Origin of the sequence: Bacillus sp. RC252 (assembly GCF_044909215.1) — a bacterium.
GTDB classification, from domain to species: Bacteria; Bacillota; Bacilli; order Bacillales; family Bacillaceae_G; genus Bacillus_A; species Bacillus_A mycoides.
In genome coordinates this window covers 455,683-481,321 of record NZ_JBIYDV010000001.1, presented here as the reverse complement: position 1 = coordinate 481,321, position 25,639 = coordinate 455,683, and the positions used below count along the sequence as shown (strand labels likewise).

Sequence of the window (25,639 nt, the reverse complement as noted above, 5' to 3'; positions counted from 1 at the left end):
AACGAAAAAACCTATTAAGCGGCTTGCTTAATAGGTTTTTTTCTATTTAAAATCTGCGTACCAACTTGAATAAAAGCTTGAATAATCCAACCTGTTGTAAAGGATAAGATAATTGTTCCAAAATAGATTGGCCCATCTAATAAGAAGCTTAATGTTAAAAATAAAAAAGCTAATGAAATTTCTGTTCTTCTAAATGTCCATTTCTTTTTCTCAGCAACAGTTAAAACGAAAGCCTCTTGAGGTGCTGCGCAAAGGTTAGTAGAGACGTAAAGACCAATTCCGGCTCCGACGAATAGATTTCCGCAAACAAGTGTTATATATTTTGGAAGAGAGCGGATAGCATCCATAATAGTCGTAATAGAACCAACCCAATCAACAAAAAGAGAAATAAGAATCATTGTGACAATTGTGCCGATTGTAATTTGTTTTTTGTCCCAAAAGAGTACGATCAGGGTAAAAACAAAGTTAATCATGAAAATCCAAAAACCAATACTTATCCCAAAATTTTGATATAGTGCAATAAAGAAGGAATCATAAGGGCTAAGTCCAAAGGAAGTAATTGTCGTCATCATATTAATACCGATGGCGAGAATGAGTAAACCGCCAATGAAAAATATATATTCTAGTTTGAATCGAAGCATAGTTGTATATCCTTTCAAAATGTATTTGCTAAGAAAGGATATACTGTGGAAAGCTTACCAGGTCAAGCGGGAATTTTTGAGGGGAAGGGGAGAATGAGATGACTAATATAAGAAAGATTGCTGAACTTGCTGGGGTATCTGTTTCAACTGTTTCACGTGTACTCAATAATCATCCGTATGTGAATGAACAGAAACGAAAAGAGATTTTAGCGATTATTGAAGAATTAAATTATACGCAAAATGTGAATGCGATTCATTTAGTGAAAGGAAAAACGAATGTAATTGGCGTTTTATTGCCGCACGTAAATGATCAATATTACAGTGCCATTATTGGGGGGATATCAAAGGAAACCGCAAAGAACAATTATAATATGATGCTTTGCCAGACAAATTATAGCGAAGAAAAAGAGCTTGAAATTTTACATATGTTAAAAATGAAAAAGCTTGATGGAGTAATTATATGTTCACGGACAAATAGTAAGGAAAAGCTTGAAGAGTATACGAAGTTTGGTCCAATTGTGATGTGTGAAGAAATAGATTCGAAATTCATTTCGAGTGTACATATTGATTACTACAAAGTATTTTTGCGCGGGATGAAAAGCTTAATAGATGCTGGTCATACACGTATCGGATATTGCATTGGAAGAAGTAATAGTATTAATAGCCAGAGGCGAAAAAAAGCGTATGAGGATTCACTTCAACAGATTGTTGTAACACCGTTAGATGCCTGGAAGTTTAAGGGCTGTTTTACGGTGGAAGATGGGCGCAATGTAGTCAGGGAATGGGCTCGTATGTCTGTAAAACCGACGGCTTTTCTTGTATCTTGCAATCATATTGCTGCAGGAATGGTAACGGAGGCGAAAAAACAAGGAATTCGTATCCCAGAGGATATTACGATTATCGGATGTGATGATCAAGAGGTGGCAAATATATTAGGTATTACGACGATTTCGCATTCCAGTAAAAATGTTGGTGTAAAGGCATTTGAATTATTATATGAAAAGATTAATGATGAGGAAATAGATGTGAAACATGTAGAGTTATTACCAAATTTGGTAGATAGGGAAACGACATAATAGAGAAGGTGTGAAAATCGCTTTTCGAAAATTCGTTTGGTATAATTATGGACAATCTATAGGGGCTAAAAGGGGTTTTGATATGAGATCAAAATTAGTAAAAGTAATTCTACTCATTACAATTGCGTCTTTCTGTTTATTTGCATATGGTTTTGTTTCGGGTGTAAATGATGTATTAAATCCGAAAGCTTCAAAATTAATTACGAAGACTGACGTAGTGGAAAAAGAGAAAAAGAAAACAGGAACGTTACAAGTAGTTAGTTTAGGTGATTCGTTAACGCGCGGCGTTGGTGATAAAGAAGGAATTGGCTATATTGGACGAATGAAAGAGAATTTACAAAAAGATTATAAACAAAAAGTTGCACTAAGCAATTTGGCAGTTAGTGGTGCGAAAATGCCCGATTTGTTAAAACAAATCGAAAGCAGCGGAGCTCAATATTCAATTAAGCAAGCAGATGTAATTGTTTTAACAATTGGAGGAAATGATTTGTTCCCAGGATGGGAATCGCTCGGAAAGATAGATTTAGAGACGTATCGTCCTGATACGGAAACGTTTCAAAATGAAGCGAAGAAAATTATAGAAGAAATTCGTAAATTAAACACAGATAGCCCTATTTTTTGGTTAGGATTATACAATCCTTTTGAAGATGTAGAAGATTTGAGAGGTTCATCAAATATTGTTGTTGATTGGAACGCTTCTTTAGAGAAGTTAGCATTAAATGATAAAAACGTATATATTACACCGACATTTGATTTATTCCAAAATCGTGGGAAAGATTTATTATACTCAGATCATTTTCATCCGAATGAAGTAGGTTACACATATATGGCGGAGCGTTTAGTCCAAAATGTTGTAAGTAAATTAAAACTAGAGCAAGGAGGGGTAAAATGACGACGATACTTTCTGTACGAGACTTGAAGAAGGTAATTGGAAAGAAGACTCTTGTAGAGGACATTTCATTTGATGTAAAACAAGGAGAAGTGTTTGGCTTTTTAGGACCGAACGGAGCCGGGAAAACGACAACAATTCGAATGTTAGTCGGACTGATTAAAGCGACAGAAGGTACTATTTCTATCGGTGGTTATTCTATTAAGGAAAATTTCAGAGAAGCGATGCGTCAAATTGGAAGTATCGTTGAAAACCCAGAGCTTTATACATATTTAACGGGATGGGAAAACTTAAAGCAATTTGCGCGCATGCTTGGTGATATATCAGATGAACGTATTGTTGAAATTGCAAAAATGGTTCATTTAGATGAGCGTATTCACGATAAGGTAAAAACATATTCCCTTGGTATGAAGCAGCGCCTTGGAATTGCACAGGCGCTACTTGGAAACCCGAAATTGCTCATATTAGATGAACCGACGAATGGTTTAGATCCAGCTGGGATTAGAGAGCTTAGGGAATTTATACATAAGCTTGTAAAAGAAGAAAATATGAGTGTATTTATTTCGAGTCACTTATTAAGTGAAGTGCAACTGATATGCGACCGTGTTGCTATTATTCATAAAGGAAAAATGATAACAGTTGCACCTATTGAAGAGTTGATCAAAACAGCGAGTGATCGTGTGGAATGGGTCGTTACACCGATTTCCAAAGCGAAAGACATGTTAGACGCTGCTGAAGAGATAGAGGAAGTTAGTGTAGAAGATGAGCGTTTATTATGTCGTATGGATGTTGCGTCTATTAATGTTTGGAATAAGCACTTTGTAGAAAACGGGATAGATGTACATAGCGTCAAAGAGCTTGTATTTACGCTAGAAGATTTATTTATTGAACTCACAAGGGGTGAGCAACATGCGTGAATTTGCGAATCTAGTTTTAAATGAATCAGAAAAGATTTATCGTAAGAAACGGATTGTTGTTGTCATGCTTATTTTAGCAATCTTGATTCCACTTTTTGTGTATGCTCAGTATCGTGAAATAGAAACGACGCAAAAAAGGCTTGGTACGACTGATTGGAAAGTATCATTACAGCAACAAATTGTTGATTCACAAAACCGCTTGAACAATTCTAGATTGCCAGAAGAATGGCGGGATTGGTTAAAAGTAAGAGTGGAACAACAACAATATTATTTAGATCATAATATTAATCCGACTGCGCCAGGAGCACCGACATTTGTGAGGGCGTTTATTGAACAAGGAATAACGTTATTTATTCCATTGCTCGTTATGATTGTCGCCATTGATATTGTTTCAGGAGAACGAAGCGATGGTACGATGAAAATGCTTCTGACGAGGCCAATTCGGCGCTGGAAAATACTCCTTAGTAAATATGTGACGATGTTATTTTTCATTTCGCTCATATTGCTTCTTGTCGGTTTGTTTGCTTACGCATTATCAGGGCTTGTATTTGGATACTCTGGATGGAATTTACCTGTGCTAACAGGATTCGTCATTGATAAGGAAACGTTAAATACAAACTTTGTACACCTTATTCCGCAGTGGCAATACATTTTAATGGCGTACGGACTAGCTTGGTTTGTTGCTATCGTTGTTGGAACTATATCATTTATGGTCTCTGTTTTAATTCGTAATACACCAGCTGGTATGGGCGTTATGTTAGCTGCGTTAATTGCAGGCGGCATTTTAAGTTCATTCGCAACGTCTTGGGAAGGTGCGAAATACATTTTTAGTGTCAACTTATCGCTAACAGATTATTTATCAGGAAAACTTCCTGCATTACAAGGGTTATCAATGGGATTTTCTTTAATAAATTTAACGGTTTGGGCAGTAGTATCTCTTATCATTTCGTTTGTAGTATTTACAAGGCAGGATATGGTGAATTAATTGGATAGGAAGTGAAGGCATGGAAAACATTTTGCAGAATGATTGGGGACCATTACTGGGGTCAGCATTTGAGAAAGAATACTATCAAAATTTAGCTAACTTTTTAAAAGAAGAGTATGAGGAGCATGTGATTTATCCAAAGAAAGAAGATATTTTTAACGCTCTAGAGTATACAAGTTATGAAAATACAAAGGTTGTTATTTTAGGACAAGACCCATATCATGGACCGAATCAAGCACATGGTTTAAGCTTTTCGGTACAACCTGGTATTAAAACGCCGCCATCATTGCTAAATATGTACAAAGAACTTCGAGATGAATACGGTTATGAAATTCCGAATAATGGTTATTTAGTAAAATGGGCGGAGCAAGGGGTTTTACTATTAAATACTGTGTTAACGGTTCGTCAAGGTGAGGCGAATTCTCATAAAGGAAAAGGATGGGAGCATTTCACAGATCGCGTAATTGAGCTATTAAATGAACGTGAAAAGCCAGTTGTTTTCATATTATGGGGACGCCATGCTCAGGCGAAGAAAAAGTTAATTACGAATACGAATCATTATATTATTGAGTCCGTACATCCAAGTCCATTATCAGCAAGACGTGGTTTCTTTGGAAGTAAGCCGTACTCTAAAGTAAATGAGATTTTATCTAACATGGATGAAAAAGAAATCGATTGGCAAATTCCGAATATATAAACGCAAAAAAGGTAGCTAACGATTGTTAACTACCTTTTTACTATTACTGTTCATTTTTTAGTTTTGCATCTAGTACAAAAGTACCAAATGGGATAACTGATGCAACAAGTGCACCAAGTGCCCATAAAATTGTTTTACGGTGTACGATTGTTACTTGAATTACCGCAAAGATGAATAGAATAAATAAAACGCCATGAGCCATACCTGTAATTTTAACAGCTGTTGCAAACCCTGCAAAATATTTTAATGGCATTGCTACAAATAATAGTAATAGGAAAGAAATCCCCTCAATTAAGCCGATTGCTCTTAATCTTCCGATTGGTGTAGATAACATGAAGTAGCCTCCTTTAATGTATGCTTGTATATAGTAAATTTGTATTCTTTTTCAAAATGAAATAGTCTATTTTGTTTAATTATATACAAAAAGAAAGTTTACACTACGAGAATAGTGCAAAGTTCAAAATATAGTCACAAAAGCATTGCAATTTAAATAAAAACCTATTTGAAGTATTTGACTTCAAATAGGTTTTATGAATGAAAATATTAAACAAGCGCTTTGCTTTTTAGTACAAATTTCTCTACAACTTTAGCAACGCCATCGTTCATATTTGTATCTGTTACATAGTTTGCAATTTCTTTAATATCATCTGGTGCATTGCCCATCGCAACGCCAAGACCAGCAAATTCAATCATCGCTTGATCGTTATAGCTATCGCCCATTGCGATAACTTCTTCGCGTTTAATACCAAGTTTTTGGATTAATTGGTTTAAGCTCGTTCCTTTCGTAACACCATGTTCAGTAAATTCTAAGAAGAATGGTTTAGAGCGCATAACACTTAATTGACCTTCTAATTGTTTTTGTAGTTTTGTTTCTACCACTTGTAAGTATTCTGGCTTTTCTACCATTAGAACTTTTACAACTGGTTGTTGTACAGCATCTTTAAGGTTACTTACCTCTACGATTGGCATACCAGTAATTTGACCTTCAATTTCGGTATAAGAGTTATTTTCTTCAGTTATAATATCGTCACCAATGTATGTATGAATCCATACATTTTCTTCTTTACTAATATCATATAAACTGTGAACGATTTCAGGAGATAATGTACTGCTGAATAATTCTTCATCCGTTTTGCAGTTAATGATTTTTGCACCGTTAAATGAAAGAATAAAGCTTCCATATTCCGCTAAATGTAATTCCTTTGCAATCGCACGCATTGCGAATGTTGGGCGCCCAGAAGCAAGTACAACTTTAACTCCTTGCTCTTGTGCTGTCATTAAAGCCTCTTTCGTACGAGGTGAAATTGTATGGTCGTCGCGTAATAAAGTATCATCTAAATCTAAAACAATCATTTTATAAGTCATATAGAAAATTCCTTTCTTTGTTGAAATAGAAATAAATTTTTATGAAGATAGTGGGGAATATATAGTAAGACATCGAACTTCTTTGCATGAAACTAGGAGAAGTTCTGCATTGTTAGTATAAATTATCATGAGCGTGTTGCCCATGATAATTTATCCCGCTATTTGCGGGCAGTAAGACTCCCACCTCAAAATTTAGCTGGAGCAAAGAAGTTAGGTGGGAGATTAACTGCCCGTAAACGCCCGATTGGTGCGGGCTAATAATCAGTGGGGATGAACACCCCCCCACTGATTAAAGTTTCACTTTATCATTATCGTAACAACTCTAAAGATAGAGTGCAATAATGGAAGTTTTCCAATTTACGATGGTTGTTTTTCGTGCGAACGAGAAAATAATATTTCCAGCAAGATAGCCATTACAGATCCAAGAACAAGACCGTTACTTAAAAATGATGCTAAAAATGGTGGTAGCGTAGAAAACGCTCCTGCTGGAACGAACATAACGCCGACTCCTGTAAAGATTGAAAGACCTGCTACTTTAAATAATTGTTCTTTATTTTGTACAGTGTCATATTCGCGGAAAGCTAGACCAATCATGCTTGCAAATACAGGATAAATTGCAGCATACCCAACTGCAATGGGGATGGCTGCAAAGAATGAAGTAATCTTTGGGAATATACTAACAAGAATGATAAAGCTTGACCCTAACATAAATGGAAGGCGCTTATAAATATTTGTTGTTGCAATAAACCCTGCGGATCCAGAAATGGCAACAGGGCCAATGGCTGAAAATAGACCGCCTAGCAATTGATTTATTCCTGTTATAATGCCAGCTTGTTTGAAGCGATCTGGAGCATTTTCTTCATACTTAGAAACAACCTTTTGTACAACGCGAATACTTGCTAACATATTTGTTAGAAGTAGTAGTGTGACGAAAACTACCGTAATTGCCATGTTCCATTCAATGCGAGGCATTCCGAAAACAAACAGAGATGGAAGAAGAATTATATCTGTCACAGGTGTTACTGGATTAGATAATCCGAAGCACGCAAATAATATCCAGCCGCAGACGATACTGAAAAGAACGGAATATTGTCCAATAATAGGTAGCTTCATAATGAAAAAAGATAGTAAAATAACAATGAGTGAAAGAATAAATACCTTTGGCTGTACTTCTGTATGTTGTCCATCAAGGCCAAACATGCCTTTTAAGAAGGAGCCACTAAGTTGTGCGACCAAAAGGAATAAATACGTTCCAATTACTGTCGGTGTAAAGTAACGAACTAGTTTATCAATAAGTCCAAAAACACTAAGAATAATACAAATGATGCCACTTAATAGGAAAGCGTACTGAAGGACCTTAAGTGTTTCATTGCTTGATCCAAATAATACGACGCCTAAACTTGCATACAAGGAGAAAATTCCCCACCAAAGGCCTGCAGGACCTTCTTGGATAGGAAGTTTATGACCAAATATAGCTTGCAAGAGACCGGCAAAACCGAGAACAAATAATGTTCTTTGTACAAACGCGATAGCTTCAGCGCCATCAAGGCCGTAACTAGTTGCGACACTAATTGGTACAATAAGACTTCCAGCTAAAATAAATAGTGCCCATTGTAAGGCAGAAAGAAATAGCTTCATTATATCAACCTCTTTCATAGATTCCGTTTTCTAGTATATACGTATTTCATTTCCTCTGGCAAAGATTGTAGATAGAGAAAAGAGTTGAAACATAATATGAATGTACGGAAGCAATTATGGATAGCGATTATATGTATGACTTTTGTTGTAATTCTAGGAATGCTATGATTTATGACAATTGAAGAGATTAGCCTGTTTCAAGCATTTTGGATGACGATGATTACGGTATTAACGGTTGGATATTGCGAATCCGTTAACAGTGCATTATATTGATACAGTATTGTATAGAATAGAGCAATCATTTGTAATCGAAGAAATTCAAGTTGGTAAAGATTCTAACTTAGCTAGTAAATCGTTATTAGAGAGTAATGTGAGAAATCAATTTGGTGTAACAATTTTAGCGATTTTAAGAGATGGGGATATTATCCATAATCCAACGGGGCAGGAAAAACTGCAAGAACATGATATGATAATAGTATTTGGTTCAGTGGAGAAACTGAGGCAATTTGAGAAAGAACTACAAAGTAAGAGGTGACAAGGAATGCAAGTATCTAGCGATAAGGTTTTAAATAAAATGGCGAGTGAAATTGCAAAGGCAAAAAGTAGTGAAGGACAAAAATCAAAAGAGCATTTATTAGTTGTGCGTGCATTATGTGATTTATTATTAGATGAACAAGTTGAGCCTTCTACGTATAGAGAACCACAAGTTCAATCACAAATAATCGGATCTCAGCCTATAACAACAGTTCAACCGGTTATGCCAGTTTCTGGAGAACCTGTGTATATAAAAGAAGAAGGTGCAAATGGTAATTCTTTATTTGATTTTTAGGGATTAAATCGTTTGGATTATATGTGAAAATTGCTTATGATAAAAATAAAAAGGGGAATTAAGATGAAAATTTTCTTTTTACTAGGTTGTATTGCAGCGGGGCTATCTGTTGCATTAGGGGCTTTTGGAGCACATGGTTTAGAAAATAAAATTTCTGCAAAAATGTTAGAAGTGTGGAAGACAGGCGTTACATATCAAATGTTTCATGCAGGTGGCTTATTCGTAGTTGCTCTATTAATGGACAAAATGCAATCATCACTTTTAAGCACTGCGGGTTGGCTTATGGTAGCTGGGATTATTATGTTCTCAGGCAGTCTTTATGCATTAAGTACAACAGGTATTAAATTCTTTGGTCCAATTACACCCCTTGGTGGTGTAGCGTTTATTGTGGCGTGGATTTTAGTCGGAACTGCAGTTGTAAAAGGGTTATAAAAAACAAAAGCTGGCATTCGCCAGCTTTTTTTTTATGGTCTTGGAGCATAAGTTGCTTGTTGACCAGGTAAATACGTAATTTCTCCTGGAAATTCTACATAATCTAAATAAATCATTAGTAGTAAAAAGCGTTTTCCAGATTTCGGCTCACTAATTACGATATGATCACGGCCAGCTGCCTCGATGATCCCTGTATAAGATTGTGTACCAAGCGAACTACCGCGTTCATAAGTCATTACAACTGTAGCTGGCTTACCTTTATTTAAACGAAGGATGTTTTCAATATACGATTGCTCTAGTGGTAACATACCTTGAGAAACTGCAAGTTGAGCCTGAGCAGCTTGTTGTTGCATCGCTTGCTGTTGTTGCTGTTGCTGCGCGGTCATTTGTTGCGGTTGCACATAAGTTCCAGATGGTTGATAAAAACCTGTTCCGTAGTACGGGTTTTGTTGCTGTGTCATTCAAAAATCCCTCCTCATTTTCATTCCTTAATATACGCTTGGACAATCCTCCCCGGATGGTTGGAAGAAGCAGTGCTTTTTAAAACGTCCAGAGTTTTGCTGGTTATACCAAGTTGGTGGGCAAGGACCTTCAGGTCTAAAAAACCATAAAGCGAAATTTGCAGGCCAAAAACGTTGCCCTTGAATTGTTCGACGGGCTAAGGCAATATCTTGTTCTCTTGCTCGTTGATAAAAATACCCTTTTTGAGTAGCTTCAAAACCACCAGGATTTTGATAAACCATCTGACGTAAGTTCCGTACTTTTTTAAAATCTAAACAATTTCCGCGGACACGATTTACACCGACATTTCCAACCATTAGCATGCCTTGTTGCCCTTCTCCTTCAGCTTCAGCACGCATGAGTCTAGCTAATAACTTTACATCTTCTTCTGTATGTGCGATAACACCCATTATGTGTCACCTCTCTTTTTGGAATACCCTTTGGAAAGAGGTTTTTCTTAGATGAAGTGTGGAACAATTACTAGTTCATACGTATGAGAAAAAGGACGCAGATATGACAACCAAACGAAGTTTTACATCTAGAGGGGAAAATAAAAAAAGCTAGCGTGAGCTAGCTTTTCATCATTAAAATACTTTAGACCATAAATTTGAGAAGAAATCGCCAATTGAATGCATTGTTAATACGAACCAATTTGCTTTTTCTACTTCTGCAGTCGTTTTTGCAGTAACTTTTATACTTTTATTTCCGTCTAAGAAACCATATTTATCAGATGGCTCTAAGACGATTGAACCTACCTTTGCATCTTTCTTAATAGGAGCAACTAAATGCCCATCTTCAGCAAGTGATTTATCTGCTTCAGTAGAAATTTTGTAAGGTGATTTGCTACCTTTTGCAGTAACTACTGTCACTTCTTTTTCTGGTGCAACTGTTACGTAGTCTTCTTTTCCTTTTACTACAGAAATTTTGTTGTTTTTATCTATTTTTAATTTCTGTTTTTCGAAGTTATTAAATCCATACTCAATTAATGCGCGAGATTCTGTGAAACGTTCGTCCATTGATTTCGTTTTAATAATAACAGAAATAAGACGTAAATCACCGCGTTTTGCTGTAATGGTAAAACCATACCCAGCGGTATCAGAGCTTCCTGTTTTTAAACCATCTGCTCCTTCATAAGAGAAAGCAGCACCTGGTAACATCCAGTTCCAATTTTCCATACGAATTGGTTTTGGATGATTATCTGGGAAGTTTCTAAATCTTTGTTTTGTATCCTCTAGCATTTCTGGATACTTTGTAATAATTGTTTTTGAAAGAATCCCCATATCGCGAGCTGACATGGAGTTTTCTCCATTCGGATCAGTTCCTTCAGGATGTTTTCCTTTTAAATCAGCGTTATTTAACCCCGTAGCGTTTACAAATTTATATTTCTTTAACCCTAGTTTTTTCGCATGTTCATTTGCGAGATTTAAGAAGTTCTTTTCACTGCCTGCAAGTAATTCTGCTAAAGCAATACTAGATCCATTTGCAGAGAAGATAACGATAGAATGGTATAATTCTCTTACAGTATATTGACGTCCTTTTTCGAACGGCACATTAGAGAATTCATTATTACGTGAAACTTCATAAGCGTAATCAGAAATAGTTACTTTCGTATCCCAAGTGATTTTTCCTTCTTTAATTGCTTCTAATACGGCATAAATAACAATTAATTTTGACATACTAGCGATAGCTAGTAATTCATCTGGATTTTGTTCATGCAGTATTTTTCCTGTATCCGCATCAAATAGAAGTGCAGCAGCTGCCTCTATATGTATTTTTTCTTCCGCATGGGATGTTGTTACTTCTAAGGAAGAAAATGACAATAGAGACACTAGTAAAATAGACAAGATTTTCTTCATATACATTATCACCTTCGCATCGTTATTAGCATATAGCTCGTACCATTTTAGCATAAATTTGGATATAGAAAGGTTACAATTTTGTAAGGAAATTGAAAAGAATTTGTCGATTTTTGTTCAAATTTGCAGAGAAAAGAAGTTTTTTGAGGAGAAATATAGAGGGTAATAAAAAAAGGAACGAAATTCGTTCCTTTTTTACGATTTATATGTGTAAAAATTTCTCTACCTTTTCGTCTGGTAAAATGTTTCCAACGAAAAATGTTCCGAATTCACCATAACGAGCACTTACTTCATCGAAGCGCATTTCATATATAAGTTTCTTAAATTGAAGAACATCGTCAGCAAATAATGTTACGCCCCACTCAAAATCGTCAAATCCAACTGATCCTGAAATAACTTGGCGCACTTTACCTGCGTACTGGCGACCGATTTTGCTATGGCTGTACATAAGTTTCTTACGTTCATCCATAGGAAGCATATACCAGTTATCATTACCTTGGCGACGCTTATCCATTGGATAGAAGCAAATGTGATTTGCTTTCGGTAACTCAGGATATAAGCGAGCTAAGATTTGTGGGTTTTGGTATGGGTCTTCATCAGCTGGAAGATAGTTGCTTAGTTCAACAACAGATACGTAAGAATATGCAGGAACTAAATATTCAGCTAATGTTGTTTTATTTAATTCTGTTTCGATTTCATTTAACTCTTCCATTGTTGGACGTAAGATCATAAGCATAATATCTGCTTTTTGACCAACAACTGTATACATTGCATGACTGCCTTTTTTTGCAGTAGCTACTTCGTTCCATTTTTCAACGACATTTAAAAATTCAGACACTGCTTGTCCGCGTTCGTCACTAGATAATGTTTTCCATGCTGCCCAATCAATAGAACGTAAATCATGTAAACAATACCAGCCATCTAACGTTGTTGTTGCTTCACTCATTCTATTCACCTCAGTTAATGATATTTTACACGTTAACTATAGCATATATAGGATTAAAAACATCTACATAAAGTTTCGGCGCATAAAACTGTCACATTTATATTTACTGGAAAACGGGAGAAAATAAGGGTTAAGTAGGCATTATTTCTCGGCTGAATTTTATGAAAATATAATCATTTTCATTTTATCTATTTTTTGGGAGCTATAAGTTTAAAATATAGCTGAAAAGAAGTATTCTTAAAGGTAGAGTTTTTAACATTTGTAGGAGGGTTTATTCGTGAGCAATTTATTTACAGCAGTAAAAGAAAAAGTTCAAGGAAAAGGCATTTCTATCGTACTTCCTGAAGGAACTGATGAAAGAATTTTAGGCGCTGCAGAGCGTTTAGCAAAAGAAGAGTTAGTAAAACCAATTTTAGTTGGTAATAAAGAAGAAATTAGCGCAAAAGCTGCTAGCATGAACTTAACATTAGCAGGCGTTGATATTTATGATCCAGCTACATACGAAGAGATGGATGCAATGGTAGCATCTTTCATTGAACGCCGTAAAGGTAAAGCAACAGAAGAAGATGCTCGTAAAATTCTTAAAGACGAAAACTACTTCGGTACAATGCTTGTATACATGGGCAAAGCACAAGGTTTAGTAAGTGGTGCAGCTCACTCTACAGCTGATACAGTTCGTCCAGCACTTCAAATTATTAAAACAAAACCAGGCGTTACAAAAACTTCAGGCGTATTCATCATGGTACGTGAAGAAGAGAAGTATGTATTCGCTGATTGCGCAATTAACATTGCACCAAACAGCCAAGATTTAGCTGAAATTGGTATCGAAAGTGCGAAAACTGCTGAACTATTCGGCATTGACCCACGCGTTGCTATGTTAAGCTTCTCTACAAAAGGTTCTGCGAAATCTTCAGAAACAGAAAAAGTTGTAGAAGCAACTCGCATTGCGAAAGAAATGGCTCCTGAATTAACTTTAGATGGAGAATTCCAATTCGATGCTGCATTCGTACCATCTGTAGCTGAGAAGAAAGCTCCAGGTTCTACAATTAAAGGTGATGCTAACGTATTCGTATTCCCAAGCTTAGAAGCTGGTAATATCGGCTACAAAATCGCTCAACGCTTAGGTAACTTCGAAGCAGTAGGACCAATCTTACAAGGTTTAAATATGCCTGTAAATGATCTATCTCGTGGATGTAACGAAGAAGAAGTGTACAAGTTAGCTTTAATTACAGCAGCTCAAGCACTTTAATTCTATAACGAATTAATATGAAAAAAGACCATCCTATTTCTTTTGAAATAGGATGGTCTTTTTGGTTTCTATTTTTCTAAACCAAGTGCCTTATTATTACGGTCAATAATACGTTGTAAATTCGTCTCATATAAAGGAACTTCATCTACTGTTAGCTGAGATGATGTTAACTTTGGAGTGAATTGTTGCAACGTTTTTAAAAGGCGCATCATTAAATCTTGCACTGTAATTGTTTCGCCAAGTAATTCAGATAGTGAAGCCATCGTACTCGGTACAATTTCAGGATACGTAAATCTTGTTTCTTCGCCTTGAATTGCTACGTTGTAAAAATCACGAACGAGTGCGGCACGCTCAGATCCGCTTCCTGTCGCACATAAGTAAATTTGTACAGCAACGCCTCCGCGAATACGACGCTGAGAAATACCAGCAAATTTTTGATCGCGAATGCTCAAATCGTAGCTACCAGGACAATAAGAACCAACAATTTCTTTTGCCTCGATAGTAACATCGTAATCTTTTAACATTTCCTTAATTAAATGCCACATCGTATCGTATCCAAGGTCGATATCGATACCCTTTTCTGTTTCTTGGAATAAAAGTGATACGTTTAAAACACCTTCATCAAGTACAACAGCAAGTCCACCAGAATTACGAACGATAACATTGAAGTCGTTTTCTTTTAAAAAGGAAATACCTTCTTCTAAATGTGGTAGACGTGAATCTTGAATGCCAAGAACAATTGTATTGTGATGAACCCAAGAACGCATTGTTGCAGCGGATTGGCCTTTTCCGATACTTGTGCATAACGTGTCATCCATTGCGAATGACTGAAGTGCATGAAATGTTGGTCCTAAACTAGACTGATCCACAATACGCCACTCTGGCTGAGATAAAATCGAACGGGAATTGCTCATATAACTAACCCCTTATTTTTAAAATGACAATCTCTATTATAGCAAAAAATGTAGAAAGGGGTTTTCCCATATATAAAGGGAAAGTTTAGAGGTGAAAGAATAAAAAGGATGCATTGCATGCATCCTTTTTATTCTGCAATTTTTTCTAAGTTACCGTTTCGATCCATGCGGAAAGATGTTTGTGAGCGTTCCTCATCATCCATTACTGCTAATTTACGAGCACGGTTCATAATATTCATAAGTGTTTCGTAATCCTCTTGTACAGTATGAGATTGTTGTTCTAATTTTTCTAGTTTCTTTTCTAGTTCTTCATTTCGCAGGATTTGCGTTTTAATTTCTTGTTTCAATCTCGTATTCTCGTTTTCAAGAGCTGTTACTTTTATATTTGAAGATCCAACTGTTTGTAAAAAGTAAATAACATCTTGCATTGTTATTGAGCTTTTTGGAGCAGGGACAGTCGGCTTTTGATATGGAGTAGCTTCTGTATATTGAACAGCTGTTTCATACGATACGTGTTCTTCATAATCAGTTATTGCCGCCGCTGAAGCTGGTGGTGTGTAAAGCAAACGTTTTTTTGTCTGTTCACCGCCCGCAGCACGCATTTTATCTTTACGATGTTTTTTTGCTAGTTGAAGAGCTTGTTCATAGCTATAGCGAACAACAGCATTCCAGCGGAAACCACAAGCAGCAGATGTGCGATTTAACTGATCTCCTACTTCTTCAAAAGCATTTAATTGAGTACTTCCTTCTCGAACATGGCGAAGCACCGTTTCAGCAAGTAATAAATCGTCCTCGTCTGTCCAAGCATCTTGTCTTACTTTCATAGATTCAACTCCCTTTCTTTTTATGAACTTCCTATTTTTATAATGGGCAAAAAAATGAGCTTTTATACAAAGCTTTTAAAAATATGGTAGATTTCAATGAAGAGAAGAAATGTGGCTATGAATGATGAAAGCTTTTGAAGGAGAAAATATAAAAAATAGGTAGCTTTATATAGGAATAGAGCTACGCCCGGAGACTTGCAACAAGCTTCAAAGAGCGGTAAAATACCATTTAGTGTTTATTTTTAAATGTACTTGTGAAAAGTTTAAAATAGAGGAAGTGTTATATATAATGGGAAACGAATTTCGTGTGTGTGATGATTGTCAGGCAACGAACGTTAAAACGTTGATTCCGAAGTTAAAAAAAGTAGATTCATGTGCAACGATCGAGGTTGCATGTCAGTCTTACTGTGGCCCTGGTCGTAAAAAATCATTCGCGTTTGTAAATAATCGTCCAGTTGCGGCTCCAACAGAAGACGAATTAATTATAAAAATTGAAGCAAAGTTAAATAAGTAAGAAAAAGAAGAGTGAACAGATTACTCTTCTTTTTTATGTCCATAAGATAGCGTTTTGTATGAATTCGTATTTCAAAATAATGGTTGACAGTCTTTTGACGTGGTAGGTAGAATAGAAAGTGTCTGATTCTGAGAATCATTATCAGGAAAAAGGTCAATTCACCTAATTTTTTTATTATTATTTGAGAATAAATTTCATTTTATTAAATATATGTTGTTGGTTAGGATGGTTGAGGGATGGAAGCGAGCGCAAGGAGTATAGAACAGCAAGATGTGAATGTTAAAGAGATTAAGAGCAGACCGCTCGTTGCTTCTATTATTTTAATAGCAGGTACAATTTTGTTAGCTTTAAGCATGGCAGTTTCTATTTCGTTTGGTGCAGCAGATATTAGTTTAAAGACCGTTTGGCAAGCTGTATTTCAGTTTGATGGGTCTATAACGCATCATAACGTAATTCAAGAACTTCGCATGCCTAGAGCAATAGGGGGCGTAGTTGCAGGTGCCTTTTTAGCGGTATCAGGAGCAATTATGCAAGGTATGACACGAAATCCACTTGCATCCCCATCGTTAATGGGGATTACAGATGGTGCTGTATTCGGGATTGCAATTATGTATGCATTTTTCCCTAATTCACCTTATTTAATGTTTGTTATTGCATCTTTTATTGGAGCTGCGTTTGGAGCGAGCATTGTATATGGTATTGGGTCTTCTTCACCAGGTGGATTAACGCCTGTGAAATTAGCTTTAGCTGGTGCGGCAATTAGTGCTTTATTAGGGGCAATTTCATCTGGAATTGCATTGTATTTCAACCTTGCCCAAGAGGTAAGTATGTGGAATGCAGGCGGTGTTGCTGGAGTGAAATGGCAAAGTATTAATATGTTAGTACCGATTGGTCTTGTTTGTCTCATTATAGCAATTATGATGTCGAGGTATATTACCATTTTAAGCTTTGGTGAAGAAATTGCGATTGGACTTGGTCAAAATACGACATTAATTAAATTTATCGGAACAGTACTTGTTCTTGTATTAACAGGTTCTGCGGTTTCTATGGCAGGATCGGTTGGATTCGTTGGACTTGTAATTCCGCATATGACTCGTTTCCTTGTAGGCTCAGACTATAGATGGGTTATTCCATGTTCTGCAGTCTTAGGTGGATTGTTAATTGAATGTGCAGATATGTTATCTCGCGTTATTAATCCACCATTTGAAACGCCAATTGGAGCAATTACAGCGCTAATTGGAGTTCCATTCTTCCTCTACTTAGCACGTAATGAAGGGAGAGGAAAAATGTGAGGACGAGCGTCTTAACAAAAAAGAACATTTCTATTTTAACAATTTTAGTAGGATTAATCGTTGCTGTATTTTTAGTAAGCTTAAATACAGGAACATTTAAAATACCTCCAATGGATGTATTAAAGTCATTGGTTGGATTAGGTGCAGAAGATCAATCTGTTATTTTATTTGAATTTCGTATGCCACGTATGGTTATTGCTATATTAGTCGGTTCTGCATTAGCTATGTCAGGTGCAATTTTGCAAGGGCTGTCACGAAATCCACTTGCTGATCCAGGTATTATCGGTATTAACGCCGGAGCGGGATTAACAGTTGTAGTATTCGTCTACTTTTTCTTTGGAAAAGTTGGAACTGGTACATTTTTATCTGTATTTATCCTTCCATTCTTCGCGCTAGTTGGTGCGATATTAGCAGCGGTTATTATTTATTTACTAGCATGGAAAGACGGTGTTTCATCCACTCGATTAATTCTTGTTGGTATCGCTGTTGCAGCCGGATTTGGTGCTGTTAGTTTAATTTTTTCTATGAAGATGACATCGAACGACTTCCGTTTTGCAACGATTTGGTTGGCAGGAAGTTTATGGGGAACAGATTGGAAGTTCGTACTAAGTGTACTCCCATGGATGGTTATTTTCTTACCACTGGCCATTAGTAAAGCGCACATATTAAATGTAATGAATTTAGGCGACTCTACAGCAGTTGGTCTTGGTGTAAACGTAGAAAAGGAAAGACGTAAATTATTATTTATTGCAGTTTGTTTAGCTGGTGCATCTGTCGCTGTTGCGGGCGGTATTGGTTTTATCGGTTTAATGGCTCCGCATTTAGCGAGAAGCCTCGTTGGTGGTAAACATCAAATTATGTTACCAACGGCTGCATTAATAGGAACGTTTTTACTTTTATTTGCAGATGTAATTTCAAGAAGTGTGTTACCAACTTCAGAAATACCGGTCGGTCTTGTTATTTCTGTAATTGGCGCACCATATTTCATATATTTACTTATGAGGACAAAATAAAGGGAGGCTTTTTGTATGGCAACTTTAGCAGTTGATGCGGTATCTGTTGGGTATAATGAAGGGTTAATTATAGATGGATTAACGGTTGAAATTCCGGAAGGACAAATTACAACGATTATTGGACCAAATGGTTGTGGGAAATCCACATTATTAAAAACGGCTTCTCGTATTTTGAAAGCAAAACGAGGTACTGTTTATCTTGATGGAAAAGCAATTGAGAAACAGCCAACGAAAGAAATCGCAAAGAAAATGGCGATTTTACCACAAACTGCAGAAGTGCCAACAGGCCTTACTGTGTTTGAACTTGTTTCATATGGACGTTTTCCTCATCAAAAAGGATTTGGAACATTGAAAGAAGAGGATTATCGCTACATTCATTGGGCACTTGAAGTGACGGGGATGACAGAATTTGCAAATCGCCCAGCAGAAGCTTTATCAGGTGGTCAGCGTCAGCGTGTATGGATTGCGATGGCTCTTGCACAAGGAACAGATTTACTCGTGTTAGATGAACCAACAACATACTTAGATATGGCTCATCAACTTGAGGTATTAAACTTACTGAAGAAGTTAAACAAAGAAGAAGGCAGAACGATTGTTATGGTTATTCACGATTTAAATCATGCTTCTCGTTTCTCTGATCATATGATTGCATTAAAAGCTGGGAAGTTAATGAAACAAGGAACGCCAGATGAAGTTATGACAAGTGAAACGCTTCGTAACGTATTTGAAATCGAAGCTCAAATCGTTCCATGTCCAGTAAACTGTAAACCAATTTGTTTAACATACGATTTAGCGATGATTAATAATCAATTGCGTAAAAAAGCATAATTAATAGAATTTCCCCCTCTTAAAGAGGTGAGAGGGGGAGTTCTAATGGACGTTGAGCTTCTTACCCACGGATGGGAAGTTGAACGCCCGTTAGAACGGGTTATAAACAACAATTAATAAAAATATATTAATTAAATGTTGTTTTCGTTTCTTATAGTTACATGCAAATTATAAGAGAAATACAGCTAGAAGGAGTCGGAATATGAAGAATTTTAAAATGGCACTATTAGCAATGGTACTAGTTGTTACTTCTGTACTATTTGCAGCTTGTTCTAACAAAGAAGAAGAAAAGAAAGCAGATGCGAAGACTGAAGAGCGCACTGTACAACACGCAAAAGGGGAAATTAAAATTCCTGCAAATCCAAAGAAAATTGCTGACCTTAGTGGTTCAACAGAAGAATTATTAATCTTTGGTATGAAACCAATTATTACTGCTAATACATCTCAAGAAAAAATTGATGCACATATTGCAAATAAATTAAAAGACGTTAAACCAGTTGGTTCTGCTTGGGGCGATAAAATTAACATCGAAGCAGTGGCTGCTGCAAAACCAGACTTAATTATTGTAAACAATCGTCAAGAAAAAATTTATGATCAATTATCTAAAATTGCACCAACAGTTATGTTAAAAACTCCATTAGACCAATGGCGTCCAAAATTCGAAGAAGTAGGTCAAATCTTAGGTAAAGAGAAAGAAACAAAAGAATGGTTCAAACAGTATGATGAAAAAGCAAGCAAATTACATGACAAAATCATCGCTAAAACTGGTGATGCAACATTCATGAAAATGGCTGCATATCCAAACGCATTCCGCGTATACGGTGACTACGGTTACGGTAGCGTAATCTTTAATGACTTAAAATTACCAGCAGTTAAAGGTACACCAACTGATAAACCGCTAGTACAAGTACAAAAAGAAGCTTTAATTGATTACAACCCAGATTACTTATTCGTATTTACAACGGGTGATGGTTCTCAGCGCTTAAAAGAATTCCAAGAAGAATCAATTTGGAAAAACATGAACGCTGTTAAAAACAACCACGTATTTACAATTAGCAATGAAGACCTAAATAAAGGATACTTCCCACTAGGTAAAGAAATGATCTTAGACGAAGTTGCTGAGTTTGTTTTAGGAAAATAATATATAAAGAAAAATCACTTTTACTTCGGTAAAAGTGATTTTTCTTTATATACAAGGAATTAATACAGTCTTTCATTTCTTTCTGTTTCCTATATCGTTTATAATATATAGTAAGAATGCAGTAAAGAAAGGGGGATGTCGGAAGGTGGTATATTTAAACGACAAACTCAGCGAAACAAAAGTGTTTAAAGACCCAGTACATAAATATGTGCACGTGCGTGATCGTGTTATTTGGGATTTAATCGGAACGAAAGAATTTCAACGCTTGCGCCGTATTAAGCAGCTTGGAACGACATTTTTTACATTTCACGGTGCAGAGCATAGTCGCTTTACTCATTCGTTAGGTGTATATGAAATTATTCGTCGTATGATTGATGATGTGTTTGATGGCAGACCAAATTGGAATGCTGAAGATAGATTATTATGTTTATGTGCGGCATTACTTCATGATGTCGGTCACGGCCCGTTTTCTCACTCGTTTGAAAAAGTATTTTCGTTAGATCATGAGAAATTTACGCAAAAGATTATCGTTGGCAATACGGAAATTAACGATGTGTTAAGCCGTGTTGATAAGGAGTTTCCGCAAAAGGTAGCAGATGTAATTGCGAAAACATCTACTAATAAATTAGCGATTAGTATGATTTCAAGCCAAATTGATGCTGATCGTATGGATTATTTATTAAGAGATGCATATTTTACTGGCGTAAAGTATGGGAATTTTGATATGGAACGTATACTGCGTGTCATGCGCCCGTACGGTAATCAAGTTGTCATTAAAAATAGTGGTATGCATGCTGTAGAGCATTATATTATGAGCCGTTATCAAATGTATTGGCAAGTATATTTTCATCCGGTAACACGTAGTGCAGAAGTTATTTTAACGAAGATTTTACACCGAGCTAAATCGTTGCATGAGAAGTATTATGCGTTTAAATATCATCCTGTTCATTTCTATTCTTTATTTGAAGAAGAAGTGACAGTAGAGGATTATTTAAAATTAGACGAGAACGTAATGTATTATTACTTCCAAGTATGGCAAGAGGAAGAAGATCCAATTTTAAGTGACTTATGCCGTCGTTTTATGAATCGAAATCTATTTAAATATGTAGAGTTTACAGATAAGCACGGTTTAGATAATTGGATGGAATTAAGTAGCTTATTTAAGAAGATTGGACTAGATCCAGAGTATTATTTAGTTGTTGATTCAACATCAGACTTACCGTATGACTTTTACCGTGCAGGAGAAGAAGAAGAGCGTCTGCCAATCTTACTCCTTATGCCGAATGGGGAACTTAGAGAGCTTTCGCGTGAATCGGATATTGTTGAGGCGATTACGGGTAAGAAGAGAACGGATCAAAAGTTATTCTATCCGCATGATTTAATCTATGAAGATGGAAGAAAAGGAAAATATAAAGAGAGAATTATCGAGTTGTTAGAAGGAAAGAAATAAGAAGCAGCTAAGAGCTGCTTCTTATGAAAAAACTTGAAATTATTTGTCGCTTAAGCGTTTTCCGCCAACTGCATAATGGTTTTTAGACATTTCTTCGATGAAAACAACGATGTTTTCTTCAGGAGCACCAGTTGTTTCGCTTACTGCTGCGGTTACTTTCTCAGCAAGAGCTTTCTTTTGTTCTTCTGTGCGTCCTTCTAGCATTTTCACTGTTACGTATGGCATGTACAATCGCTCCTTTTATGTAAGTTACACTCTTATTATAGCGGATTATGAAGAAGAACAATCGGAAAAACAAATAATTTCTTTTTTTGACATATTGAAGAGGAGATGAGTTATGGATCAGTTATTTAGATACCCGTTGCAACAAATTCCATTGGTAGCAATGGCGATTATTATTGCGCTATCTGTGCATGAATTTGCACATGCGTATGTTGCATATAAATTTGGAGACGATACAGCGAAAAAACAAGGACGGTTAACGTTATCACCGATGGCTCATTTAGATCCTATCGGGATGATTGCTGTATTAATTCTTGGATTCGGTTGGGCAAGACCCGTGCCTGTTAACCCATATAACTTTAAAAGACCGCGTCTTGCAGGAATATTAGTTTCTATTGCGGGACCGATAAGTAATCTTATTTTAAGTGCAATTGGTTTAATTATTTGGTATAGCTTAATAACATTTGGTGTGTTAGATGCGATGCCACTTGCAGTAGCAGATACGCTGGATCAATTTTTCCAAATTTTTATTATGCTTAATATTGTTTTACTTGTATTTAACTTATTACCAATCCCGCCACTTGATGGGTATCGCGTTGTGGAAGATTTAGCACCAGCAAATATTCGTGCGAAAATGACACAGTATGAAAAGTATGGATCAATTGCGTTATTAATTCTTGTTATTACACCGCTTAGCAATTACACAATTCAACCTATTTTCAATGTTGTTATTCCATATGTATTAGTATTTTTACAAAATATCATTGCGCCTATTTTCAGGCTTTTTTAATCATTAAGTGAGGAGGAGTTTACATATGACAGAGAAAAAGAAAAAAATCGGTTTTAATATCGTGAAAAATGATTCAACAGATGGACATGGTGGTTTTGGCGTTGGGGCATTAAGTTTAGAAAATATTTCTCCTGTATTTGTTGATGTATTAGAGAAAACTGCGTTCGTTGATATCGGTGCGATGCATGCGCGTAGTACAGTAGAAAAAGGAATTAAGTTTTTAACAAATAAAGATGAAGTTCCAAACGGAAAACCGTTTTGGCTCGTTTGGGTAACAATTGAAAGAACACCAAACGGTGCTTATTACGCAGGTGCAACAGCCTGTGAAATGACAGTTGATCGTGAAATTCGCCGCGGATATAAATCACTTCCAGAGCATGTAAATAAAATGGATAAATCACTAAAGCGTCACATCATGATTGATCATATGGATGAATCATCTAAAAAAGTGCTTGGTACATTCTTAAAAGAGCATAATGAAGCAATTTGGAACGAATCTAGTGAAGAATTGCGCCACGCATTATTAGGCGAATAAAAATAGCTGACGGATTTCCGTCAGCTATTTTTTTACCACGGGAGATATTTTTTCCACCAACCCGCCTTTTTCTTCTCTTCACTAACCTTTTCGAACTCTTCCTTATCATCAACGTGATCCATACAATACTCTGTTGGCTCTGTACCTTTTGCGAAATACATTTTCACAGAAATGGGACAGTTTTTTGTAGCAATCTTACCGTTTTCAGGATTAACATCGACTGCAACAACATCTGCTGGTTGTTTGAATTCTTGTTTAGGCTGTCCATCTAATCCTTTTTCCATTGTATCGGTCCATATTTTTTTTGCGTATCCTTGTTCTGCTACGTTTGAAATGGATTTAGGTTGATCGTATCCAATCCAAACCCCTGTTACAAGTTGTGGGGTAAATCCAATCATCCAACTATCAGTTTCTGTAGAACCAGACTTTCCAGCATATGTTCTTGATAGTTTTGATAACATCGATTGACCGGTCACAGCGGCATAACTGCTTAGTTTTTTATTAAACATACCTGCCATCATTTCTTCCATCACAAAGGCTTTGCTTTTATCTAGAACTTGTTTACTTTCTAAATGAGCGTCGTATAGCATATTTCCTTCGTGATCAACGATGCGCCTTATAAAGATTGGTTTTACTTCTTTCCCGCCGTTTGCAAACATGCTATAAGCATTGACCATTTCAATTGGTTTTACAGGAGATGTGCCGAGAGCAAGAGACGGAACATCTTTTAATGCGCTAGTAATACCGAATTGCTTCGCTGTTTTTGTAAGAATGTCCTCGCCTAAAAATAGATTTGTCTTCACAGCATATACGTTATCAGAAACAGCGAGTGCTTGTGCCATTGTCACAAAGTCGTCTGCATAATAGTTTTTATAATTTTTCGGTTTATATTTGGAAACACCGTCACCTAAAGTGAATACAGTATATTCGCTTTTTAAGCGCGTAGCAGGGGTGAATCCTCGTTCTAAGGCTGCGTAATATAGGAATGGCTTAAATGTAGAGCCGGGCTGACGAGCGGCTTGTGTAGCTCTGTTAAATTGACTCGTATTATAATCAGTTCCACCAACAAGGGCAGCCACTTCACCCGTTTTTGGATTCATAGAGACGAGGGCAGTTTGGATGTTTGTTGTTTCAGGTATATGATTTTTTACAGCTTGCTCTGCTACAGATTGTAATTTAGGGTCTAGCGTTGTATAAATACGTAAGCCACCTCGCTGTAAGGCTTGCTCATCTAATCCGATATCACGAAGAAGAGAAGCTTGTACAGCATCTTGGAAATAAGGCGCGACCTCTGCCACTTTTTTCGTATCTAATGAGGCGAAAGTAAGTGTTTCCTTTTTTGCTGAGGTAGCTTGCTGTTTTGTAATATAACCTTGTTCTACCATTTCATCTAGTATGAGAGATTGACGCCCTTTAGCACGCTTTTCTTTTAAAAAGGGAGAGTAGAAGCTAGGTCCTTTCGGAATGCCTGCGAGCATACTAGCTTCTGCTAATGTTAATTCTTTTGCAGTTTTATCGAAATACAAGCGAGAAGCAGCTTCGATTCCGTAAGCACCATGCCCGTAATAAATTGTATTTAAATATCCTTCTAAAATATGATTTTTATTATAGTTCACTTCAAGGCGAACGGTATACATTGCCTCTAATAGTTTACGCTTCCACGTTTTATCATGATCTAAGTATAGGTTACGAGCATACTGTTGTGTAATAGTACTAGCACCTTGTACTTTTGCCATTGCTTTTAAATCGGCAACAATGGCACCAACAATGCGCTTTATATCAAATCCATGATGTTTGTAGAATCGTTGATCTTCAATAGATAGTGTTGCCTCTTTTACATAAGGAGAAATTTCATCAAGAGATACATTATAGCGCTTTTGTGTTTCGTTACTTTGTCCTATAACAGTGTCATCATTAGCGTAAAAGACACTCGTTTGCGGCACTGCAACAGGGGGAGGCCCCATAATTTTTGCAGCTATAATGATAATAAAAAAGGAAAAAACGAAAAAAAGAACACAAGAAAACATTACGGTGAAGAAAAGACGTTTATATTTTTTAAGTTTTGGATTCATAGTTTGATCCATCTTTTTCAGCC

The 25,639-nt window shown here is 36.4% G+C and carries 29 protein-coding genes and 1 pseudogene; 18 read left to right on the top strand and 12 right to left on the bottom strand.

Annotated features, from left to right (window positions below; translation table 11 throughout):
- Positions 1–14 precede the first annotated feature (14 nt).
- On the bottom strand, positions 15–641 hold the full coding sequence (locus ABH960_RS02465) for a YczE/YyaS/YitT family protein (RefSeq protein ID WP_219300782.1): 627 nt from the start codon (positions 639–641) through the stop codon (positions 15–17).
- Positions 642–739: 98 nt separating this feature from the next.
- Between ABH960_RS02465 and ABH960_RS02460 the strand changes: the two genes are divergently transcribed.
- Genes ABH960_RS02460 through ABH960_RS02440 form a run of 5 tightly spaced genes read left to right on the top strand, consistent with a single transcriptional unit; the run spans position 740 to position 5,205 of the window.
- A complete protein-coding gene (locus ABH960_RS02460) occupies positions 740–1,717 on the top strand; it encodes a LacI family DNA-binding transcriptional regulator (RefSeq protein WP_002068605.1) in 978 nt (325 codons plus the stop codon).
- A gap of 10 nt (positions 1,718–1,727) precedes the next feature.
- The gene (locus ABH960_RS02455; protein WP_113936155.1) at positions 1,728–2,609 is read left to right on the top strand and encodes an SGNH/GDSL hydrolase family protein; all 882 of its coding nucleotides are present in this window, start codon (positions 1,728–1,730) and stop codon (positions 2,607–2,609) included.
- Positions 2,606–3,523 carry an ABC transporter ATP-binding protein gene (locus ABH960_RS02450; protein ID WP_113936156.1) on the top strand — a complete coding sequence of 306 codons (918 nt, stop codon included), beginning with the start codon at positions 2,606–2,608 and terminating at the stop codon, positions 3,521–3,523. The genes ABH960_RS02455 and ABH960_RS02450 overlap by 4 nt, the downstream gene beginning before the upstream one ends.
- Complete coding sequence (locus ABH960_RS02445; RefSeq protein ID WP_002089839.1) at positions 3,516–4,508, top strand: ABC transporter permease; 993 nt, start codon at positions 3,516–3,518, stop codon at positions 4,506–4,508. The genes ABH960_RS02450 and ABH960_RS02445 overlap by 8 nt, the downstream gene beginning before the upstream one ends.
- A gap of 19 nt (positions 4,509–4,527) precedes the next feature.
- The gene (locus tag ABH960_RS02440; RefSeq protein ID WP_404442449.1) at positions 4,528–5,205 is read left to right on the top strand and encodes a uracil-DNA glycosylase; all 678 of its coding nucleotides are present in this window, start codon (positions 4,528–4,530) and stop codon (positions 5,203–5,205) included.
- A 43-nt stretch (positions 5,206–5,248) separates the two neighbouring features.
- On the opposite strand, the gene ABH960_RS02435 is transcribed toward ABH960_RS02440, so the two are convergent.
- The 3 genes from ABH960_RS02435 to ABH960_RS02425 all read right to left on the bottom strand — a co-directional run bounded on the left by ABH960_RS02435 (position 5,249) and on the right by ABH960_RS02425 (position 8,208).
- A complete protein-coding gene (locus ABH960_RS02435) occupies positions 5,249–5,539 on the bottom strand; it encodes a DUF3817 domain-containing protein (RefSeq protein WP_002144657.1) in 291 nt (96 codons plus the stop codon).
- 209 nt (positions 5,540–5,748) lie between these two features.
- Positions 5,749–6,570: a Cof-type HAD-IIB family hydrolase gene (locus ABH960_RS02430; RefSeq protein WP_404442445.1), complete on the bottom strand. Its 822-nt coding sequence runs from the start codon at positions 6,568–6,570 to the stop codon at positions 5,749–5,751.
- Between the two features lie 357 nt (positions 6,571–6,927).
- Positions 6,928–8,208, bottom strand: coding sequence for a purine/pyrimidine permease (locus tag ABH960_RS02425; protein ID WP_404442631.1), 1,281 nt, complete (start codon positions 8,206–8,208; stop codon positions 6,928–6,930).
- A gap of 171 nt (positions 8,209–8,379) precedes the next feature.
- Between ABH960_RS02425 and ABH960_RS02420 the strand changes: the two genes are divergently transcribed.
- The 4 genes and pseudogenes from ABH960_RS02420 (at position 8,380) to ABH960_RS02405 (ending at position 9,469) form a co-directional block, all read left to right on the top strand.
- Positions 8,380–8,481, top strand: coding sequence for an ion channel (locus tag ABH960_RS02420; protein WP_002130114.1), 102 nt, complete (start codon positions 8,380–8,382; stop codon positions 8,479–8,481).
- A pseudogene (locus ABH960_RS02415) lies at positions 8,450–8,743 on the top strand (cation:proton antiporter regulatory subunit); the annotation flags it as partial. The gene ABH960_RS02420 and the pseudogene ABH960_RS02415, both read left to right, overlap by 32 nt.
- 6 nt (positions 8,744–8,749) lie before the next feature.
- A complete protein-coding gene (locus tag ABH960_RS02410; RefSeq protein WP_001198367.1) occupies positions 8,750–9,037 on the top strand; it encodes a YwdI family protein in 288 nt (95 codons plus the stop codon).
- Between the two features lie 63 nt (positions 9,038–9,100).
- Entirely contained in the window at positions 9,101–9,469 is a 369-nt protein-coding gene (locus ABH960_RS02405; protein ID WP_002016371.1) for a DUF423 domain-containing protein, read from the top strand.
- A 32-nt stretch (positions 9,470–9,501) separates the two neighbouring features.
- Here the strand turns inward: ABH960_RS02405 and gerQ are convergent, their stop codons facing one another.
- The 4 genes from gerQ to hemQ all read right to left on the bottom strand — a co-directional run bounded on the left by gerQ (position 9,502) and on the right by hemQ (position 12,772).
- A complete protein-coding gene (gerQ, locus tag ABH960_RS02400; RefSeq protein ID WP_002184497.1) occupies positions 9,502–9,930 on the bottom strand; it encodes a spore coat protein GerQ in 429 nt (142 codons plus the stop codon).
- A 27-nt stretch (positions 9,931–9,957) separates the two neighbouring features.
- Positions 9,958–10,380 carry a cell wall hydrolase CwlJ gene (gene cwlJ / locus ABH960_RS02395; RefSeq protein WP_002089824.1) on the bottom strand — a complete coding sequence of 141 codons (423 nt, stop codon included), beginning with the start codon at positions 10,378–10,380 and terminating at the stop codon, positions 9,958–9,960.
- A gap of 174 nt (positions 10,381–10,554) precedes the next feature.
- Positions 10,555–11,832, bottom strand: coding sequence for a serine hydrolase (locus ABH960_RS02390; RefSeq protein ID WP_404442439.1), 1,278 nt, complete (start codon positions 11,830–11,832; stop codon positions 10,555–10,557).
- A gap of 196 nt (positions 11,833–12,028) precedes the next feature.
- Positions 12,029–12,772 carry a hydrogen peroxide-dependent heme synthase gene (gene hemQ / locus ABH960_RS02385; protein WP_002089820.1) on the bottom strand — a complete coding sequence of 248 codons (744 nt, stop codon included), beginning with the start codon at positions 12,770–12,772 and terminating at the stop codon, positions 12,029–12,031.
- Positions 12,773–13,049: 277 nt separating this feature from the next.
- Between hemQ and pta the strand changes: the two genes are divergently transcribed.
- Positions 13,050–14,021, top strand: coding sequence for a phosphate acetyltransferase (pta, locus tag ABH960_RS02380; RefSeq protein ID WP_404442436.1), 972 nt, complete (start codon positions 13,050–13,052; stop codon positions 14,019–14,021).
- Between the two features lie 68 nt (positions 14,022–14,089).
- On the opposite strand, the gene lipL is transcribed toward pta, so the two are convergent.
- Positions 14,090–14,935 (bottom strand): octanoyl-[GcvH]:protein N-octanoyltransferase, encoded by an 846-nt coding sequence (gene lipL / locus ABH960_RS02375; RefSeq protein WP_404442433.1) that lies wholly within the window; start codon positions 14,933–14,935, stop codon positions 14,090–14,092.
- Positions 14,936–15,063: 128 nt separating this feature from the next.
- Complete coding sequence (locus tag ABH960_RS02370; RefSeq protein ID WP_404442430.1) at positions 15,064–15,759, bottom strand: RsfA family transcriptional regulator; 696 nt, start codon at positions 15,757–15,759, stop codon at positions 15,064–15,066.
- A 289-nt stretch (positions 15,760–16,048) separates the two neighbouring features.
- Between ABH960_RS02370 and ABH960_RS02365 the strand changes: the two genes are divergently transcribed.
- The 6 genes from ABH960_RS02365 to ABH960_RS02340 all read left to right on the top strand — a co-directional run bounded on the left by ABH960_RS02365 (position 16,049) and on the right by ABH960_RS02340 (position 21,997).
- Complete coding sequence (locus ABH960_RS02365; RefSeq protein WP_002089811.1) at positions 16,049–16,273, top strand: YuzB family protein; 225 nt, start codon at positions 16,049–16,051, stop codon at positions 16,271–16,273.
- 236 nt (positions 16,274–16,509) lie between these two features.
- Entirely contained in the window at positions 16,510–17,565 is a 1,056-nt protein-coding gene (locus tag ABH960_RS02360; RefSeq protein ID WP_000388282.1) for a FecCD family ABC transporter permease, read from the top strand.
- The gene (locus ABH960_RS02355) at positions 17,562–18,578 is read left to right on the top strand and encodes a FecCD family ABC transporter permease (protein ID WP_404442426.1); all 1,017 of its coding nucleotides are present in this window, start codon (positions 17,562–17,564) and stop codon (positions 18,576–18,578) included. The genes ABH960_RS02360 and ABH960_RS02355 overlap by 4 nt, the downstream gene beginning before the upstream one ends.
- 15 nt (positions 18,579–18,593) lie before the next feature.
- Positions 18,594–19,406, top strand: a complete 813-nt coding sequence (locus ABH960_RS02350) for an ABC transporter ATP-binding protein (RefSeq protein ID WP_000212073.1) — start codon at positions 18,594–18,596, stop codon at positions 19,404–19,406.
- A gap of 202 nt (positions 19,407–19,608) precedes the next feature.
- A complete protein-coding gene (locus tag ABH960_RS02345; protein ID WP_113936167.1) occupies positions 19,609–20,547 on the top strand; it encodes an ABC transporter substrate-binding protein in 939 nt (312 codons plus the stop codon).
- 145 nt (positions 20,548–20,692) lie between these two features.
- Complete coding sequence (locus ABH960_RS02340) at positions 20,693–21,997, top strand: HD domain-containing protein (protein WP_002089804.1); 1,305 nt, start codon at positions 20,693–20,695, stop codon at positions 21,995–21,997.
- A gap of 39 nt (positions 21,998–22,036) precedes the next feature.
- On the opposite strand, the gene ABH960_RS02335 is transcribed toward ABH960_RS02340, so the two are convergent.
- Positions 22,037–22,222, bottom strand: a complete 186-nt coding sequence (locus ABH960_RS02335; protein ID WP_001147171.1) for a 2-hydroxymuconate tautomerase — start codon at positions 22,220–22,222, stop codon at positions 22,037–22,039.
- A 112-nt stretch (positions 22,223–22,334) separates the two neighbouring features.
- Here ABH960_RS02335 and ABH960_RS02330 point away from each other — a divergent pair, with 112 nt between their 5' ends.
- Positions 22,335–23,009, top strand: coding sequence for a site-2 protease family protein (locus ABH960_RS02330; protein ID WP_002016358.1), 675 nt, complete (start codon positions 22,335–22,337; stop codon positions 23,007–23,009).
- Between the two features lie 25 nt (positions 23,010–23,034).
- Entirely contained in the window at positions 23,035–23,544 is a 510-nt protein-coding gene (locus tag ABH960_RS02325) for a YwhD family protein (protein ID WP_002016357.1), read from the top strand.
- A 32-nt stretch (positions 23,545–23,576) separates the two neighbouring features.
- Here the strand turns inward: ABH960_RS02325 and ABH960_RS02320 are convergent, their stop codons facing one another.
- The gene (locus ABH960_RS02320; RefSeq protein WP_404442418.1) at positions 23,577–25,628 is read right to left on the bottom strand and encodes a transglycosylase domain-containing protein; all 2,052 of its coding nucleotides are present in this window, start codon (positions 25,626–25,628) and stop codon (positions 23,577–23,579) included.
- Between the last annotated feature and the right edge of the window lie 11 nt (positions 25,629–25,639).

Coding starts and splice junctions, on each gene's coding strand:
- ABH960_RS02465 (WP_219300782.1), bottom strand. CDS start 641: ATGCTTCGATTCAAACTAGAATATATATTTTTCATTGGCGGTTTACTC.
- ABH960_RS02450 (WP_113936156.1), top strand. CDS start 2,606: ATGACGACGATACTTTCTGTACGAGACTTGAAGAAGGTAATTGGAAAG.
- ABH960_RS02330 (WP_002016358.1), top strand. CDS start 22,335: ATGGATCAGTTATTTAGATACCCGTTGCAACAAATTCCATTGGTAGCA.
- ABH960_RS02365 (WP_002089811.1), top strand. CDS start 16,049: ATGGGAAACGAATTTCGTGTGTGTGATGATTGTCAGGCAACGAACGTT.
- ABH960_RS02420 (WP_002130114.1), top strand. CDS start 8,380: ATGACAATTGAAGAGATTAGCCTGTTTCAAGCATTTTGGATGACGATG.
- cwlJ (WP_002089824.1), bottom strand. CDS start 10,380: ATGGGTGTTATCGCACATACAGAAGAAGATGTAAAGTTATTAGCTAGA.
- ABH960_RS02390 (WP_404442439.1), bottom strand. CDS start 11,832: ATGTATATGAAGAAAATCTTGTCTATTTTACTAGTGTCTCTATTGTCA.
- ABH960_RS02350 (WP_000212073.1), top strand. CDS start 18,594: ATGGCAACTTTAGCAGTTGATGCGGTATCTGTTGGGTATAATGAAGGG.
- ABH960_RS02425 (WP_404442631.1), bottom strand. CDS start 8,208: ATGAAGCTATTTCTTTCTGCCTTACAATGGGCACTATTTATTTTAGCT.
- ABH960_RS02435 (WP_002144657.1), bottom strand. CDS start 5,539: ATGTTATCTACACCAATCGGAAGATTAAGAGCAATCGGCTTAATTGAG.
- ABH960_RS02370 (WP_404442430.1), bottom strand. CDS start 15,759: ATGAAAGTAAGACAAGATGCTTGGACAGACGAGGACGATTTATTACTT.
- ABH960_RS02405 (WP_002016371.1), top strand. CDS start 9,101: ATGAAAATTTTCTTTTTACTAGGTTGTATTGCAGCGGGGCTATCTGTT.
- ABH960_RS02360 (WP_000388282.1), top strand. CDS start 16,510: ATGGAAGCGAGCGCAAGGAGTATAGAACAGCAAGATGTGAATGTTAAA.
- ABH960_RS02335 (WP_001147171.1), bottom strand. CDS start 22,222: ATGCCATACGTAACAGTGAAAATGCTAGAAGGACGCACAGAAGAACAA.
- ABH960_RS02410 (WP_001198367.1), top strand. CDS start 8,750: ATGCAAGTATCTAGCGATAAGGTTTTAAATAAAATGGCGAGTGAAATT.
- ABH960_RS02440 (WP_404442449.1), top strand. CDS start 4,528: ATGGAAAACATTTTGCAGAATGATTGGGGACCATTACTGGGGTCAGCA.
- ABH960_RS02320 (WP_404442418.1), bottom strand. CDS start 25,628: ATGGATCAAACTATGAATCCAAAACTTAAAAAATATAAACGTCTTTTC.
- ABH960_RS02460 (WP_002068605.1), top strand. CDS start 740: ATGACTAATATAAGAAAGATTGCTGAACTTGCTGGGGTATCTGTTTCA.
- ABH960_RS02430 (WP_404442445.1), bottom strand. CDS start 6,570: ATGACTTATAAAATGATTGTTTTAGATTTAGATGATACTTTATTACGC.
- ABH960_RS02345 (WP_113936167.1), top strand. CDS start 19,609: ATGAAGAATTTTAAAATGGCACTATTAGCAATGGTACTAGTTGTTACT.
- ABH960_RS02445 (WP_002089839.1), top strand. CDS start 3,516: ATGCGTGAATTTGCGAATCTAGTTTTAAATGAATCAGAAAAGATTTAT.
- lipL (WP_404442433.1), bottom strand. CDS start 14,935: ATGAGCAATTCCCGTTCGATTTTATCTCAGCCAGAGTGGCGTATTGTG.
- gerQ (WP_002184497.1), bottom strand. CDS start 9,930: ATGACACAGCAACAAAACCCGTACTACGGAACAGGTTTTTATCAACCA.
- ABH960_RS02325 (WP_002016357.1), top strand. CDS start 23,035: ATGACAGAGAAAAAGAAAAAAATCGGTTTTAATATCGTGAAAAATGAT.
- hemQ (WP_002089820.1), bottom strand. CDS start 12,772: ATGAGTGAAGCAACAACAACGTTAGATGGCTGGTATTGTTTACATGAT.